11 protein-coding genes are annotated in these 16,908 nt (G+C 64.9%); 7 read left to right on the top strand and 4 right to left on the bottom strand.

Annotation, left to right across the window (positions count from 1 at the left end; translation table 11 throughout):
• The first annotated feature begins 341 nt into the window (after window positions 1-341).
• The 4 genes from FCE95_RS12140 (at window position 342) to FCE95_RS12155 (ending at window position 10,190) form a co-directional block, all read left to right on the top strand.
• The gene (locus FCE95_RS12140; RefSeq protein ID WP_137267270.1) at window positions 342-3,371 is read left to right on the top strand and encodes a TonB-dependent receptor; all 3,030 of its coding nucleotides are present in this window, start codon (window positions 342-344) and stop codon (window positions 3,369-3,371) included.
• A 491-nt stretch (window positions 3,372-3,862) separates the two neighbouring features.
• The gene (locus FCE95_RS12145) at window positions 3,863-6,916 is read left to right on the top strand and encodes a TonB-dependent receptor (RefSeq protein ID WP_137267271.1); all 3,054 of its coding nucleotides are present in this window, start codon (window positions 3,863-3,865) and stop codon (window positions 6,914-6,916) included.
• A gap of 111 nt (window positions 6,917-7,027) precedes the next feature.
• Complete coding sequence (locus FCE95_RS12150; RefSeq protein ID WP_137267272.1) at window positions 7,028-8,596, top strand: tetratricopeptide repeat-containing sulfotransferase family protein; 1,569 nt, start codon at window positions 7,028-7,030, stop codon at window positions 8,594-8,596.
• Between the two features lie 25 nt (window positions 8,597-8,621).
• Entirely contained in the window at window positions 8,622-10,190 is a 1,569-nt protein-coding gene (locus tag FCE95_RS12155) for a tetratricopeptide repeat-containing sulfotransferase family protein (RefSeq protein ID WP_189644738.1), read from the top strand.
• A gap of 107 nt (window positions 10,191-10,297) precedes the next feature.
• Here the strand turns inward: FCE95_RS12155 and FCE95_RS12160 are convergent, their stop codons facing one another.
• Window positions 10,298-11,152, bottom strand: coding sequence for an XOO1806 family protein (locus FCE95_RS12160; protein ID WP_137267274.1), 855 nt, complete (start codon window positions 11,150-11,152; stop codon window positions 10,298-10,300).
• 118 nt (window positions 11,153-11,270) lie between these two features.
• Window positions 11,271-12,179, bottom strand: a complete 909-nt coding sequence (gene hslO, locus FCE95_RS12165; protein ID WP_137267275.1) for an Hsp33 family molecular chaperone HslO — start codon at window positions 12,177-12,179, stop codon at window positions 11,271-11,273.
• A 70-nt stretch (window positions 12,180-12,249) separates the two neighbouring features.
• Here hslO and mtgA point away from each other — a divergent pair, with 70 nt between their 5' ends.
• Genes mtgA through FCE95_RS12180 form a run of 3 tightly spaced genes read left to right on the top strand, consistent with a single transcriptional unit; the run spans window position 12,250 to window position 14,427 of the window.
• On the top strand, window positions 12,250-12,981 hold the full coding sequence (gene mtgA, locus FCE95_RS12170; RefSeq protein ID WP_137267276.1) for a monofunctional biosynthetic peptidoglycan transglycosylase: 732 nt from the start codon (window positions 12,250-12,252) through the stop codon (window positions 12,979-12,981).
• A gap of 41 nt (window positions 12,982-13,022) precedes the next feature.
• Window positions 13,023-14,039: a glycosyltransferase family 2 protein gene (locus FCE95_RS12175; protein WP_137267277.1), complete on the top strand. Its 1,017-nt coding sequence runs from the start codon at window positions 13,023-13,025 to the stop codon at window positions 14,037-14,039.
• Window positions 13,999-14,427 (top strand): CBS domain-containing protein, encoded by a 429-nt coding sequence (locus FCE95_RS12180; RefSeq protein ID WP_137267278.1) that lies wholly within the window; start codon window positions 13,999-14,001, stop codon window positions 14,425-14,427. The genes FCE95_RS12175 and FCE95_RS12180 overlap by 41 nt, the downstream gene beginning before the upstream one ends.
• Before the next feature lie 31 nt (window positions 14,428-14,458).
• On the opposite strand, the gene FCE95_RS12185 is transcribed toward FCE95_RS12180, so the two are convergent.
• Window positions 14,459-14,797 (bottom strand): hypothetical protein, encoded by a 339-nt coding sequence (locus FCE95_RS12185; protein WP_137267279.1) that lies wholly within the window; start codon window positions 14,795-14,797, stop codon window positions 14,459-14,461.
• Between the two features lie 99 nt (window positions 14,798-14,896).
• Window positions 14,897-16,864, bottom strand: a complete 1,968-nt coding sequence (locus FCE95_RS12190; protein ID WP_137267280.1) for an AsmA family protein — start codon at window positions 16,862-16,864, stop codon at window positions 14,897-14,899.
• Window positions 16,865-16,908 lie beyond the last annotated feature (44 nt).

A 16,908-nucleotide genomic window follows, 5' to 3' on the forward strand; every position in this document is an offset into this window, starting at 1 on the left:
TCTACATGGCCATAGATCTATCCATTTGGTCACAGTTTTCGACCGACGAACGCGCATGGGCCACTCAAAAAGGGCTAAATGCTTGCCTAATTTCTTGCTGCGTCGCAGCAATAGATTTGGCCATACCAGACCGAATGGCTCTCGAATCAAGGTCTTAAGCGCTCTTGGACTGAACGAACGTATGACGAATCCTGAATCGGCCGCTTAGCTGGTCAAATTAAGGCTGAGGGGCTTGTTAAGGATTTGTTGGCTGGTCTATAGTCGGCCGGTCATGCCGTCTTTCGGCTCTTGACGTGTATGCATTTCTTTTAGGGTCAACTGTCCCATGGGGGTTACAAACAATGGCTTCTAACTACCTTGCCAAAGGCCTGAAGCGGAGCGCGCTGACCGTTGCACTCGGTCTGAGCTTCGTCGGCGGCGTCCAGGCGCAGACCAACACCGCAGGCGCGGTGACCGGTCGTGCGGCTTCCGGCGACACCATCACGGTCGCCAATCCGGCTACCGGCTTCACCCGTACCATCACTGTGGGCGCAGACGGCAACTACCGCTTCTCGCAGTTGCCGACCGGCCAATACACCATCACCCGCAACAACGGTTCTCCGCGCAACGTCACGGTCAACGTGGGCACCAACGCCAACGTCGATTTCGTCGCTGCCGGAGGCGACGCAACCGAGCTCGGCACCGTTACGGTCGTCGGTACCGGCGCGGTCAACCCGATCGACATCTCGTCGGTGGAGTCGACCACGATCCTGACCGCCGAGCAGATCAAGAAAATCCCGGTCGCGCAGAACACCACCGCGGTGGCGTTGCTGGCTCCGGGCACCGTTCGCGGCGACGCCGCGTTCGGCAACCTGGCTTCGTTCGGCGGTTCGTCCGTCGCCGAAAACCAGTACTACCTCAACGGCTTCAACATCACCAACTCGTTCCGCAGCCTGAACTTCGCTGCGGTGCCGTTCGAAGCGATCGCCGAACAGCAGATCAAGACCGGCGGCTACGGCGCGGAATTCGGCCGTTCGTTGGGCGGCGTGATCAACCAGATCTCCAAGCGCGGCACCAACGAGTTCCACGCCGGCGGCAACGTGTACTACATCCCGGAAGATCTGACCGAGGAAACCAAGAACACGTTCTATTCGAATCCGCTGACCCCGGACAGCTTCGGCCAGCTCCGCAGCGACAACTCGAAGGACAACGGCTGGCAGTACACCGCCAACGTCTGGGCCAGCGGCGCGCTGATCAAGGACAAGCTGTTCGCCTACGGCTTGGTGTCCTACAACAAGCAGGAAGCCGATGCTTGGGGCAGCGTGTTGGCCACCGGCAACACCACCACCGAAACCAAGAGCCCGAAGTGGTTGGTGAAGTTGGACTGGAACATCACCGACAACCACATCCTCGAATTCACCGGCTTCTCGGATAAGCAGAAGCAGTACGTCGACAGCTACCTCAACGACGTCGGCAAGCTCAACCGCACTCAGTTCCTGGGCACGACCCTGAACGAGCAGGGCGGCGAGAACTACGTCCTGAAGTACACCGGCTACCTGACCGACAGCTTCACCTTGTCGGTGCTCGCCGGCCACGGCGAATTCTCGCGCGCGACCGAGCTGATCGCTCCGGATGGCCGTCACATCACCTACGACGGCAACATCAACGCTCCGGCCCAGCCCGGCTGCCCGGTCATCATCGACAGCCGTCCGGGTTATCGCGTGACTTCCACCGGCGCTTACAAGAGCACCTGTAACGTCAGCGGCGGCCAGCTGAACCGTAAGGATTCCGGCGACACCCGCGACCAGTTCCGCCTCGACGCCGAATGGCAGTTGGGCGACCACCTGCTCCGCTTCGGTTACGACCGCGACGATTACGAGTCCATCGCCGGCGTGGCGATCGAAGGCGGCTACCAGTGGACCTTCCTGACCAGCAACGGTCCGGACGGCGCGCCGAACACCGGCGACGAGTTCGACATCGCCCGCAAGCAGTACTTCAGCCAGGGTTCGACGGTCAAGGTCAAGCAGCACGCGTACTACATCGAAGACAGCTGGAACATCACCGACAACTTCATCGCCTACCTCGGCGGCCGTTGGGATACCTTCGAGAACATCAACGGCCAGGGCGCCACGTACGTCAAGATCAACAACCAGTTCGGTCCGCGTCTGGGCTTCTCCTGGGACGTGTTCGGCGACTCGACGTTCAAGGTGTTCGGTAACGCCGGCCGCTACGCGCTGCCGCTGACTCCGTCGGTGGCTGTCCGCGGCGCTTCCGCGTCGCTGTTCAGCCGCGAAGACTTCACCTTCACCGGCGTCAACCCGACTACGGGCGAGCCGACGGGTACGACCTCGCGCGGCAACTTCCGTTATTTGAACGGCGAAGACGGCCATCCGAAGGAAGCTCGCGCCATCGCGTCCAAGAACCTCGATCCGATGTATCAGGACGAGTACATCTTGGGCTTCCAGAAGCAGCTGACCGATCACTTCTCGATGGGCGTTCGCGGCATCTTCCGCGACCTGAAGGCGGCGATCGACGACAACTGCGATTACACGGCGATCCTCGACGCCCATCCGGGTGCGGCCTTCGAACTGCCGAACCCCGGCTTCCCGTACTGCCGCATGTTCAACCCGGGCGAAGACGCGGTCTTCGAAACCGATTTGAACAACGACGGCCATTGGGTCACGGACACCATCCCGGGCGCCCGCCTGTCGCCGAAGGCCAAGCGCACCTACTCCGCGCTTGAAGTCTTCTTCGACGGCAACTGGGACAAGCTGTTCCTGCAGGGTTCGTACACCTACGCCAAGTCGAAGGGCAACACCGAAGGCGGCGTGAAGTCGGATATCGGCCAGGCCGATACCAACGTCACCCAGGACTTCGACTACATCGAGCTGACCCGCGATACGTACGGCTACCTGCCGAACGACCGTCGCCACAGCTTGAAGCTGTTCGGCAGCTACCAGATGACCGACGAGTGGGCGGTGGGCGCCAACTTGCTGGTGCAGTCGGGCCGTCCGCTGAACTGCTTGGGCGTGTTCGATACGAACCCGGGCCCGGTGTACGCGCCGCATCCGTACGGTTCGTCGTTCATGCGTTGCGGCACCACCACCGCCGGCGGCGCCAACGACGCGACGGTCGTCGCCCGCCCGCGCGGCACGGCCGGCCGTCTGCCTTGGACCAACCAGATCGACTTGAACGTGGCCTACACGCCGAACTGGGCCGAGGGCCTGACGCTGAAGATGGACATCTTCAATGTCCTGAACTCGCAGAAGGTGACCTCGGTGATCGAAACCGCAGAAGTGGCGGCCACGGGCAATCCGTCGTCGACCTACTTGCTGCCGGCTTCGTTCCAGGCTCCGCGCCAGGTCCGCTTCATGGTTCAGTACGACTTCTGATAAGCGGTATATATAGACTGTTGACCTTTAGCCGCCGGCCTTCGGGCCGGCGGTTTTTTATTGCCCGCGGTCCGTAGGGTTTCTCGCGCATCGGAGCGGCGATGCTTCGGTTTCGCGACGGCTTCGCTTCAGCTCGGGTCTTCGCGAGCGCGCTCGCTCATTACCGGCGCATGAACGCCGGGGCTGGATAGGTCATCTCTCAAGACCATGACTTATGGCCTATAAAAATCGACAAACAGATCCTTCTTATCGTTCTAACGCCCATTAAGTAACGGCGCCCGATACAAAACCATGACTAATGGCATGGTGACCGTAGGCACAAGCGCACACCCAGTATTGGGAGTATGTGACTGATTTATAAGAAAATTTTTGTGCATTAACCCTTGTTAAGGATTTGTTGACTGGCCTATAGTCGGCCGGTCATGCCGCTATTTCGGCCCTGACTCCACTTGCAGTTTTTTCAGGTCAACAGTCCCAATGGGGGTTACACAATGGCTTCTAAGCACCTTATCCAAGGCTTGAAGCGGAGCGCGCTGACCGTTGCACTCGGTCTGAGCTTCGTGGGCGCCGTCCAGGCGCAGACCAATACCGCGGGTGCGGTGGGCGGTCGCGCTACTGCCGGCGACACCATCACCGTCAGCAATCCGGCGACGGGCTTCACCCGCACCATCACGGTCGGCGCAGACGGCACCTACCGCTTCGCGCAGCTGCCCACCGGCCAGTACACGGTCAGCCGCAACAACGGCAGCCCGCGCACGGTCAACGTGAGCGTCGGCGGCACCCAGAACGTCGATTTCGTGGCCGCTGGCGGCGGCGACGCGCAGACCCTCGACACCGTGACGGTCGTCGGTTCCGGCGCGGTCAACCCGATCGACATTTCGTCGGTGGAGTCGACCACGATCCTGACCGCCGAGCAGATCAAGAAAATCCCGGTCGCGCAGAACACCACCGCGGTGGCGCTGCTGGCCCCGGGCACCGTCCGCGGCGACGGCGCGTTCGGCAACCTGGCTTCGTTCGGCGGTTCGTCCGTCGCCGAAAACCAGTACTACATCAACGGCTTCAACATCACCAACTCGTTCCGCAGCCTGAACTTCTCGCAGGTGCCGTTCGAAGCGATCGCCGAACAGCAGATCAAGACCGGCGGCTACGGCGCGGAATTCGGCCGTTCGCTGGGCGGCGTGATCAACCAGATCACCAAGCGCGGCACCAACGAGTTCCACGCCGGCGGCAACATCTACTACACCCCGGAAGAGCTGTCCGAAACCAGCCCGGACGCCTACCTCTCCAATCCGCTGTCGCCGAACTTCGGCAGGCTGCGTAGCGACAACTCGAAGGACAACGGCTGGCAGTACACCGCCAACGCCTGGGCCAGCGGCGCGCTGGTCAAGGACAAGCTGTTCGCCTACGCCTTGATCTCCTACGGCAAGCAGAACAACGACGCCTGGGGCGCGGTGAACACGGACCAGAATACCGCGACGGAGCAGAAGAATCCGAAGTGGCTGTTGAAGATGGACTGGAACATCACCGACAACCACATCCTCGAGTTGACGGCGTTCTCGGACAAGTCCAAGCAGTACATCGACACCTACAACAACACCCCGGGCCAGACCGACCGCTTCAACTTCATCGGTACGACCTACAACGAGCAGGGCGGCGAGAACTACGTCCTGAAGTACACCGGCTACCTGACCGACACCTTCACCCTGTCGGCCCTGGCCGGCCGCGGCGAATTCTCGCGCTCGCAGAAGCTGATCGCTCCGGACGGCTCGGTCGCTTCCTACGACGGCAACATCCACAATCCGGACCAGCCGGGCTGCCCGATCGTGGGCGACGGCCGCAGCGCCGCTCGCATCGCCGCCACCGGTCTGTACTCGAGCTCGTGCAACATCAGCGGCGGCCAGCTCAACCGCCTCGACTCGGGCGACACCCGCAAGCAGTACCGCCTCGACGCCGAATGGCAGTTGGGCGACCACCTGATCCGCTTCGGTTACGATCGCGACGACTACGAGTCCATCGCCGGCGTGGCGCTGGAAGGCGGCTCGCAGTGGACCTACCTGACCGACGACCACGGCACGGACGACGAGTCCGACGACACCGACATCGTCCAGCAGCAGATCTTCAGCCAGGGTTCGACGGTCAAGGTCAAGCAGCACGCGTACTACATCGAAGACAGCTGGAACATCACCGACAACTTCATCGCCTACATCGGCGGCCGTTGGGATACCTTCGAGAACATCAACGGCATCGGCGCCACCTACGTCAAGATCAAGGACCAGTTCGGTCCGCGTCTGGGCTTCTCGTGGGACGTGTTCGGCGACTCGACGTTCAAGGTGTTCGGTAACGCCGGCCGCTACGCGCTGCCGCTCACCCCGAGCGTGGCCGTCCGCGGCGCCTCGGCTTCGATCTTCAGCGTCGAAACCTTCACCTTCACCGGCGTCAATCCGGTCACCGGCGAGCCGACGGGCTTGGTCTCCAACGGCGACCAGTTCTTCGCCAACGGCGAGGACGGCTTCGCCAAGGCGCCGCAGGCGATCGCTTCGAAGAACCTCGATCCGATGTACCAGGACGAGTACATCCTGGGCTTCCAGAAGCAGCTGACCGACCACTTCTCGATCGGCGTTCGCGGCATCTTCCGTGATCTGAAGGCGGCGATCGACGACAACTGCGATGCCGGCGCGCTGTTGACCGCCGCGGGCTTCCAGAACGTCGGCGGCCATTGGATGCGCGGCGGCCGCGAGGCCGTGCTGCCGAATCCGGGCTTCCCTTACTGCCGCATGTTCAACCCCGGCAACGACGCGGTGTGGGTCACGGACTTCTTCAACGACGGCAATTTCGAGACCACCACGGTTCCGGGTTCGGCGCTGGCGCCGAAGGCCAAGCGCACTTACTCCGCGCTTGAAGTCTTCTTCGACGGCAACTGGGACAAGCTGTTCCTGCAGGGTTCGTACACCTACGCCAAGTCGAAGGGCAACACCGAAGGCGGCGTGAAGTCGGATATCGGCCAAGGCGACACCAGCACCACCCAGGACTTCGACTACCTGGAGTTGATGACGGACACCTACGGCTATCTGCCGAACGACCGTCGTCACAGCCTGAAGCTGTTCGGCAGCTACCAGCTGACCGACGAGTGGGCGGTGGGCGCCAACTTGCTGGTGCAGTCGGGCCGTCCGGTGAACTGCTTCGGCGTGCTCGACCTGGATCCGGGTCCGGATTACGTCCCCCACCAGTACGGCGGTGCGTTCATGCGTTGCGGCCCGACCACCCGTGGCGGTTCGAACGACACGAGCGTGGCTGTACCGCGCGGCACCAAGGGCCGTCTGCCTTGGACCAACCAGATCGATTTGAACGTCGCTTACACGCCGAACTGGGCGGAAGGCCTCACGCTGAAGATGGACATCTTCAACGTGCTGAACTCGCGTAAGGTCACTTCGGTGAACGAAGTCGCCGAAGTCCGCGCGACCGGTCTGCCGAGCCAGACCTACCTGCTGCCGCTCACCTGGCAGCAGCCGCGTCAGGTCCGTTTCATGGTCCAGTACGACTTCTGATCCGGTAACGTCAGTGCTGCAAGCAAGTGGCCGCCTTCGGGCGGCCACTTTTTTTCCGGGGCTGCGGGCGCCCGGTCCGGTATCCTAGGGGCTTAGCTTCCGGACCACCCCATGCAACAACAGATCGCGCGCCACTGGGCGCAGGCCCAGGCTTTCGAAGCCGCCCACAATGCCGAGGCGGCCCGGGCGGCCTACGAATCGATCCTGCAATTGGACGCCGCCCAAGCGGGCGCTTGGCTGCGCCTGTCGCGGCTGGACCAACTGTCCGACCAATACCGCGCCTCGCGCCTGCATGCGTTGAACGCGGCCAAGGCCGTGGTCGAAAAAAAGGATTGGAAGACGCTGCCGTTCGTGACTCTGCGGCTGCTGTCCTTCGACGAGCGCAACGCGGTCCGCGACTTGATCGTCAACGCGGATTGGACGAGCCGCGAAGTGCTCGGTCAATCTCCGGTGCTGTCCCAGCATTTGTGGCTGATCGAGGAATACGAGGAATCGCTGCGCTTGATCGACGAGGCCTTGCGCCACGTCCGCGGCCATCATCTGTTGAGCTATTCGCGCGCCAATGCGCTGCGCTATTGCGGACGCATGGACGAGGCGACCGCCGAGTACGAGAAGTGCATCGCGCTGGCGCCGGACTACGCGTACGCGCATTGGTCGCTGGCCTACCATCAGAAAGCGGATCCGCCGGGCAGCCGGATCGACCGGATCCGCCGCGTCAAGGCGCGCACCGGGCCGTCGCTCGAGCGCGTGCATCTGTGCTACGCCTTGTTCAAGGAATTGGACGATGCGGGCGAAACCGAACAGGCCTGGGCCGAGCTGGAGGAGGGCGCCGCGATGATGCGCGGCTCGTACCGTTTCGATTCGGCCGAGCAGGTCCGTCGCATCCAAGCCTTGCTCGACGATGCGCCGCAGCCGTCGGAAGCGGCGCAGGCCGGCGGGCGCGTACCGATTTTCGTGGTCGGCATGCCGCGCACCGGCACCACCTTGCTCGAACGCATCCTCAGCAACCACGCGCAGATCGCGACCGCCGGCGAGTTGAACGATTTCGCGCGCGCAGTGAGCTGGGAGGCCGATCATTTCTTCGCCGGCGCGTTGCAGGAACCGTCGTTGGGTAGCCTCTACGGGCTGGACCATGCCGCCGTGGGCCGCGAATACCTGCGCCGCACCGAACCGCTCGCGGCCGGCCGCGATTTCCTGGTCGACAAGAACCCGGCCAACTTCTTCAATGTCGGCCTGATCCGCCGCGCGCTGCCGCAAGCCAAGATCCTGTGCCTGGTGCGCGATCCGATGGATGCATGCTTCTCGAACTTGAAAGAGCTGTTCTCCGGCGACGCTTATCCTTACAGCTACGATCTGAACGAGTTGGCCGATCACTACGCCGGCTTCGAGCGTTTGCGGCAGCATTGGCAGCGCGCCATGCCGGAGGCGTTCCATACCGTCCGCTACGAAGATCTGGTGGCCGATCCGGCCGGCGTCGCGCGCGGCGTGGCGGAATTCCTCGGCGTGCCCTACGCCGAGGACAGCATCGATATCACCCGCAATACGGCGCCGGTCGCCACGGCGAGCAGCTCGCAGGTGCGGCAACCGATCCATGCCGGCAACGTCGGCGCGTGGCAGCGCTACGAACGGCCGTTGCGGACGCTGCGCGAGCGGCTCGAAGCCGCCGGAAACGCGGCATGACTTCGCGTTACGGACGCACGGCGCCATGAATCAACCCGCCGCCCAGTTGCGCGATCTGCTGGCCAGCGCCGAGAGTTATGCGGCGCGGCGCGATTGGCCGCGCGCGATCGAATCCTACGAGTCGTTCCTGAAGCAGCGGCCCGGCGACGCGTTCGCGATGGTGCAGTTGTCCTATGTGCATTCGTTGGCCGGCCACTACCGCGCGGCCCGAGACTATGCGCTGCGCGCCGCGGCCCTGCGGCCGACCGATTCGAAGGTGCTGCCGGAACTGATCGCCCGGCTGCGCACGTTCAACGAAGGCGACGCCTTCCACGATTGCCTCGCGCGGCTGCCGCCGCTGTCGCGGGTCGAGATTCCGCTGTTGCTCGCCTTCGCCGCGCAGCTCAGCTATTTGAACGAGCAGGAGCGGGCGATCGCGTTCCTGGACGAAGCCAAGAGCGCCGATCCGGATTATCCGCCCACGTTGCTGTCGCGCAGCCAGGTGCTGACTTATCTGGGCCGATTCGACGAAGCCGAAGAAGACCTCCGCCGGGTCCTGGCGCGGGCGCCGGAAATCGCGCAGACCTATTGGCTGGTTTCGCGGCTGCGCAAGCAGACGTCGGCGTCGAATCATGTGGACGCGATCCGGCGCCAGCTCGCGCGGCCCGGGCGCAATCCCGACGAGACCGCGCTGCTGGCCAACGCGCTGCACAAGGAGCTCGACGATCTGGGCGATTACGAGGGCGCCTGGGAGGCCTTGGAGCAATCCAACCGAGCCAAGCGTTCGCGCTTGAGCTACCGCGCCGAGGACTCGCGCGCCCTGGTCGACGGCCTGATCGGCTTGCCGTTGCCGCCGCGCGGGCCGTCGTTCCAGAGCTTCGACAGCGAGCGCACGCCGATCTTCATCGTCGGCATGCACCGCTCCGGCACGACTTTGCTGGAGCAATTGCTGGACGGCCACAGCCAAGTGCGCGGCGTCGGCGAGCTGTACGACTTCACCAGCCAAATGCGCTACGCCACCGACCACCATTGCCGCGGCGTGATCGATGCGACCGTCGTCGAACGCGCGCGCGGCATCGATTTCGGCGCGGTCGGCGCCGGCTATCTGAAAGGCATGCAATGGCGCTTGGGCGACGAGCGCTGCTTCACCGACAAGCTGCCGTCGAATTTCCTCAACGCCGGTTTCATCTGCCGCGCGCTGCCGCAGGCCAAGCTGCTGCACATGGTGCGCGACCCGGTCGAGACCTGTTTCTCGAACCTGCGCGAGCTGTTTTCCGACGCCAATCCGTATTCCTACGATCAGGGCGAGCTGGCCGACTTCTACCGCCAATACCGTCGATTGATGGCGCATTGGCACCAGGCCTGTCCGGGCCGGATCCTGGACGTGGATTACGCCGAACTCACCCGCGAGCCGGAAGCGGTCGTGCGCCGGGTCGCCGGGTTCTGCGGCCTGGCCTACGAACCGGCGATGCTGGAACTGCAGCAGCGCTCGCGCGGCGTGGCCACCGCCAGCGCGGTGCAGGTGCGCAGCAAGGTGACCGCGCTCGAACGGCCGAAGTGGGCGCCGTACGAAAGCAAGCTAGGTCCGCTCATCGGAGCGCTGGAAGTAGTTTGAGAGCCCCAGGCTTGTGGGAGCGGCTTTAGCCGCGAGCTTTCATTTCAGATCGCGGCTTTATGCGAGAAGAGCTCGCGGCTAAAGCCGCTCCCACAAGCGCTAAGGGATCAGAGATCCTGCTCGTAGCGGACGTAAGGCACGGTGCCGTCTTCTTCGCCCGAGCTGTTGCCGGGCGAGAACGGGTTCTTGCCGCGGGTGACGACGTTCTCGGCGCCGACCGTCAGCTGGCCGCTCCACGGCGTGCGCCAGGTGACGCCCAGCCCCAGGCCTTCCCACTTGCCGCTGCCGCCCGGCACGTCGACTACGCGGCCGACGATGTTGGCGCTGAACGCGCCGATGCCGCCGCCGACCGACAAGCTCTTGGTGTTCCAGCGATCGGCGAGGCCGGCGGGCAGGTCGGCCGCAGGCACTAACCGGGCCTTGGCCGTGGTGCCGCCGATGCTGACCATGCCGTTGCGGCCGATGCTCTTCTCGGCGAACAAAGTGAGATCGTTCTGTTCGAGACGGGCGCCGTTGGCGCCGTTGTTCATCAGCCAACCCGGCAGGGCGTCGCGGCCCGTGCCTCCGGTCACGCCGAAGCGCATGCTGCCGCGATTGATCGCAGCGCCGACGTTGGCGCGCTTGTTCTGGCTGTTGTAGCTGTTGCCGAACGAGCCGACGAAGCAGTTCTCGCTCAAGCTGCCGATCGCGCTGGCGATGCCGGTCTTCTGGTCGCAGAGCAGGGCCAGCGAATCGCCGCCGCCCAAGCCGACCATGGTGTCCAAACTGTACTTGCCGAAGTGCCAGCGCATGCCGGTGGCGGCGTCGCCGGTGGGTTCCAGATACAGCGCCGCTTCGACTTTGCCGTTGGCGTTGTAGATCGGCAGGATCGCGGTATCGGCTTGCTTGGCCTGCGCATGCGCGTCCGTCGCCGCGCCTAGCGCGAGCAAAGAGGCCAATGACAGTGTCAGCAGGGATCGCATGGTTCGTTATCGACCCGTTGGGCGAGCCTGAAGTTCCCCCTTCAGGCGGACGATCAGGCTAATCGATTTATGTTTATTTAACAATCCCCTGGGGCCGTTTCCGGTCCCCGTTCGTCGGTTATTGCAGGCGATCTGGGGAGGCGGCGTGAAGGCCGGGAGCGGCGAATAAGGCATCGATTTCGTCCGGGTCGAACCGGTATTGCTGGCCGCAGAATTCGCAGCGGATCTCGGCCACGCCGCGCCCGTGCAGGGCGGCCCGGGCCTCTTCCTGGCCCAGGGATTCCAGCACGGCGGCCACGCGCTCGCGCGAGCAAGAGCAGGCGAACGCCAGCGGGCGCTCCGCCAGGGTGCGGGCCTCTTCTTCGTGGAACAGGCGGTGCAGCAGGGCCGCGCCGGGGGTCGCCAACAGCTCGGCCGGTCCCAAGGTGTCGAACAGGGCCGTCGCACGGGCCCAGCCGTCGTCGTCGCCGCTATCGCCGGGCAGTTTCTGCAGCATCAGGCCGGCGGCATCCAGGCCGTCCGCCGCCAGCAGCAGGCGGGTAGGGAGCTGCTCGGATTGGCGGAAGTAGTCCTCGAAGGCGCCGGCCAGCGATTCGGATTCGATCGGCACCAGGCCCTGGTAGCGGGTCGGATCGCGGCCGTGGGGATTCGGGTTCTCGATGGTGATGGCCAGCAGCGCCCCCTCGCCCAGCGCGCGCAGATCGCGGGACACGGTGCCGCCGGCCTCGTCCAACTGGGCGATGCCGCGCAAGGTGCCCGCCGCCGTGCATTCGGCGAACAGGGCGCGCAGCGCGCCGGTGCCGCGCAGCTGCACCGACAAACGGCCCTCGATCTTGGCATGGCCGGTGAACAGCGCCGTCGCCGCAGCGGCTTCGCCGAGCAATTCGGCGACCGCCGCCGGATACTCGGCACGGTCGCGGATATGGCGCCAGGTGTCGCGCAGATGCACGTGCACGCCGCGCACGCCGGCGTGGGGGAGCAGAAAGCGGGTCAGGCGGTCGGAGGCGTTTTCCGGGGTCACGGTCATGGAGGTCGGAAGTGAGAAGGGCCGCGCATCGAAGATAATGCCGGTCGCGCGCAAGCGGGAGTGGGGCGAGATGGGGGCGACTGAGGTAGACGACAAGCCGCGGCGGCGCGGGCGCCGGCTGTGGCGCTGGTTGCTGTGGCTGCCGCTGCTGTTCGCGGCGTTCTCGATCCTGCAGGTGGCGTCGCTGCGCTTCATCGATCCGCCGTTTTCGATGTTCATGCTGAACCGGCAACTGGCCGCCTGGGTCGAAGGCGATTGGCGTTTCCGCATCGCCCACGACGCGCGCGATCTGGAAGACATGTCGCCGTATCTGCCGTTGGCGCTGGTGGCTGCCGAAGACCAGAATTTCCCGGAGCACAGCGGATTCGATTTCAAGGCGATCGAAAAGGCGCGCAAGAACAACGCGCGCGGCCGGCGCGTGCGCGGCGGCAGCACGATCAGCCAGCAGGTGGCCAAGAACCTGTTCCTGTGGAGCGGGCGCAGTTGGGTTCGGAAAGGCATCGAGGCCTGGTACACGGTGCTAATCGAGACGCTTTGGCCGAAGCGTCGGATCCTGGAGATGTACGCCAACTTCGCCGAATTCGGCGACGGCGTATACGGCGCGCAAGCCGCGGCGCGGACCTATTTCGGCAAGGACGCGCGCAACCTCAGCGCGGCCGAAAGCGCACGCCTGGCGGCGGTGCTGCCCAGCCCCCGCCGCTACAGCGTCAGCCGCCCAGGGCCTTACGTGCAGCGCCGCAGCAATGCGATCCAGCGCCAGATGCGCGCGCTGGGCGGCCCCGCGTACCTCAACGATCTCTGATCCGGAAGCCGCGGGCGGCCGCCCTCGGCTAACATCGCCGCATGAGCCCCGACCGCCTCACCATCGTCGTCGCCGCCTACAACGAGGCCGAAGCGCTGCCGCTGCTGCATCCGCGCATTTCCGACGCGCTGGCGCGGGTCGAAAATTTGGATGCGCGCGTGCTGTACGTCGACGACGGCAGCCGCGACGGCACCTGGCGCGCGCTGCAGGCGATCGCGGCCGACCCGCGCGTGTCGCTGCTGCGCCTGTCGCGCAATTTCGGCAAGGAAGCCGCGCTCACCGCGGGCTTGGACCACGTCGAAGACGGTGCCGCCGCGCTGATCCTGGACGCCGATGGCCAAGATCCGCCCGAATTGATCCCGCAGTTCGTCGCCCAATGGCGCCAGGGTTACGACGACGTGCACGGCACGCGCGTGGAACGCGCCGGCGAAAGCTGGTTGAAGCGCGCCACGGCGCACGGCTTTTACCGGCTGATCGGCCGCTTGTCGAAAACGCCGATCCCGCAGGACACCGGCGATTTCCGCCTGCTCTCGCCGCGCGCCGTCGCCGCATTGCGGCAATTGCGCGAACGGCACCGCTTCATGAAAGGCCTGTTCGGCTGGATCGGCTTCAAGACGGTCGCGATCCCGTATTCGCGCGAATCGCGCGCCGCCGGGCGCAGCAAATTCGGCTTCTGGAAGCTGTGGAACTTCGCGCTGGAGGGCATCACCAGCTTCTCCACCGCGCCGTTGCGGGCGGCGACCTATCTGGGCCTGGCCACCGCGCTGGTCGCCTTCCTGTACGCCGTCTGGATCGTGCTCAAGGCGCTGCTGTGGGGCGACGCCGTCGCAGGCTGGCCGACCATGATGGCGGTGATCCTGTTCCTGGGCGGCGTGCAGCTGATCGCGCTGGGCCTGATCGGCGAATACCTGGGTCGGCTGTACGAGGAATCCAAGCAGCGGCCGCTCTACCTCGTCGACCGCTGGCAAGCGGCGTCTGGAGTATCCTCGGAACCAGGTCCTAGCGAAGGAGACGGCCATGCGCTGCGTACGCCATCTGCTGGAATCCAAGGCTCCTGAGGTCTTCGCGATCGGGCCGGACGCGCCGGTGATCGATGCGATCCGCCTGATGGCCGAAAAACGCATCGGCGCGGTGGTGGTGATGCAGGGCGGACGCCTGGCGGGAATCCTTTCCGAGCGGGACTACGCGCGCAAGATCGTGCTGCAGGGCCGCTCCTCGGCGACCACCCCGGTGCGCGACATCATGACCGCCGACGTGGTCACCGTCGGCCTGCAGGACAGCGTGGACCATTGCATGCAACTGGTCACCGAGCGCCGGATACGCCACCTGCCGGTGGTCGACGGCGCCGCGGTGCTGGGCGTGGTGTCGATCGGCGATCTGGTGAAGGCGGTGATCGAGGACCAGCAAGTGCAGTTGGATCAGCTGCAGCGCTACATCGCCAGTTGATTCGATACGGCTTCGCTCCTACAAAACCGGGTCAGCGGATCGGCGCGCAATTCACCGCCTCGCCGTCGTTCTGAATCAGCATTACCGCCCGTTCGCCAATCGCGAAGCGCAAGCCGCGGTCCATATAGCTGGGCGGGCGGCTGTTGGGCACGTAGTCGATGGTCACCGTGCGCGCGTCGCTCAAAGTGATGCGCGCGTAGTTTTGGCCGAAGACGTCGACGCGGTGGCCTTCGCATTCGTAACTGGCCGTCACCGCCGGATCTTTGCTCGGCGACATGTCGATGGCCTTATTCGCCGCCGGCGGCGTCTCGGCCGGCTTGCAAGCGACGAGCGCGACCGCCGCGATCGCGCATGGGATCCAGGTCCGCATGTGTTTTCCCCTGAAACGCGAAAGTACGACGACGAAGCGGGTCCGTCCGCGAATGGCTGGATTTTAACGATGCCGTGTCGAGGCGACGTTACGGCGGTCTCACTTCGCGTAACGCCCGCCGCAATCGGCGTCCTGGCCGCCGCCAAGCTCGGTCGTCGCCAGCAGCGCGGCCGGCGGGGCGATCGTGGCCAGCGCCAGCGCGATGCCGCCGCGCAACCCGATCCGGGCATAATCCGGACGCACGTTCGGATGCTTGAACGTACCATCGACGTACAGCGGCACCCGCAACGACAATAGGCTGCGGCCCTTCGGTCGCGGCCGCATCGTCAGATCCAGGGTTTCGTCGCGCAAGCTCACCGTGCCGGAGCCGATCACGATCGTGTCGGTGGTGTCGAAGGCCAGCGCGCGCGTCGTCATCAGGCCGTCCTTCACCGCGAAGTCGCCGAACGCGCAACGGATCGGAATGGGTTTGTCGCCGGACAACTTGGTCCGGATCGCGCCGGCCAAGTTCAGTCCCGCCAATTTCATCAGCAGCTTGCTCACTTGGCCCTGGCCCATGCCGATGGCGATGTCGCCGTCGGCGTTGCCGAGCATGTTCGCGATGGAATTGCCGCGCGTCGTCACATCGAGCTTGCCGCCGATCTTGCCGATGGATTCCTGCGCCAGCGTGCCGTCCGGCATCAGCTTGGGCAGGCTCAATCCGCGCATCGCGACGTCGGCGCGGGTAAGGATCGTCGACTGCCGCGCGTCCATGCGGATGTTGGAGCGGATATCGCCGTCGGCGACGCCGAAATTCAAGGGCTCCAGCCGCAGCAAGCCGCCGTCCAGGAAAAGATGCGCGTCCATGTCGTCGATCGGCAGCGACGGCGCATTGATCCGCACCGCCTTCAAGCGCACGTCCGCGTCCATCGCGCGCAGCTTGTCCAGCTGGTAGGGCGTGTCCGGCAGCACGCGCGGGCTCGCCGCCTGTTTCGCGGCCAGCGCTTGCAATTCCGGATTCGTCGAATCGGCGCCTTCGGATTTGCGGCCCGAACCGACGAAGCCCGAGAGGTCCTCGAAGTCCAGCCGTTTCGACGCCAGATCGGCCTTCAAGAACGGCCGCGCGCGGCCGGTGATGACGTGGGCGTAACCGCGCAGATCGCTGTTGCCGACCTTGCCGGCGAAATCGTCGTAGCGCCAGGTGTCGCCGATGCGCGTGAGGCGGCCGTCGAAGCTGTAAGGCGGCGTGGGCGGAATGGCGACGCCGATCAGCGGATACAGATCGTCCAGGTTCTGTCCGGACAGCGCGAAGCGCAGATCGAACCCGCGCAAGCGCAAAGGATCGAGCAGGGTGCCGCGCGCATGCGCGCGGGTGCGGCCGGCGCTGGCGCGCAGGTCGATGCGATAGGGCTCGTCGGTATTGGCCAATTCCAACGGCGATTCGGCGCGGCCTTTCAACGCGAACGGGTTGCCTTTCCAGCGTCCGTCGCCGTCGACCTGGATCGCCGGCGCCGCGCCGCGCCGCTGCGCTTCGTAACTTTGCAGATCGATATCGATGTCGGTCTTGCCGCGCGCGTCGACGAAACGCAGCCGCCCTTCGTCCACCCACAACCGGCGGAACTGCGGCGGCTCGCCGCCGGTGTCGGGGCCGAACACCCAATTGCCTTTGCCGTCCGGTCCGGTTTCCAGATAAGCGTCGGGTTTGGTCAGGCGCAATTCTGGGATCAGCACTTCATGCCGTTTGATCAGGGCGGGCCACAATTCCAGGCGCAATTCCATGCGGTCGGCCGCCGCCATCGTGGGCTGCTTGGACCAAGCGGCGTTGCCGAAGACGAGTTTATCGGCGCGGATCGTGACCACCTTGCCCAGGTCCACGTCGAGGTCGCCGCCGATGTCGAAGCTGCGGCCGGTGCGGGCTTCGACCTGGCGCTCCACCGGGCCTTTGATCCAGTTCCAGTCCCAGAACACGATCAGCAGGATCAGCGCCAGGATCAGCAACACCGCCAGCGTCAGCCACGGATGCTGGCCGACGTCGTCCACGAACGGCGTGCGTTTGCGCGGCGGCGCTGGGGCGTCAGGAGCGTTCATCGCGGATTCCCAAGGATTCCGCACACCTTGGTCAGGCGCAGGTA

The sequence above is a fragment of the Luteimonas gilva genome, assembly GCF_005239095.1.
Classification (GTDB): Bacteria; Pseudomonadota; Gammaproteobacteria; order Xanthomonadales; family Xanthomonadaceae; genus Luteimonas_C; species Luteimonas_C gilva.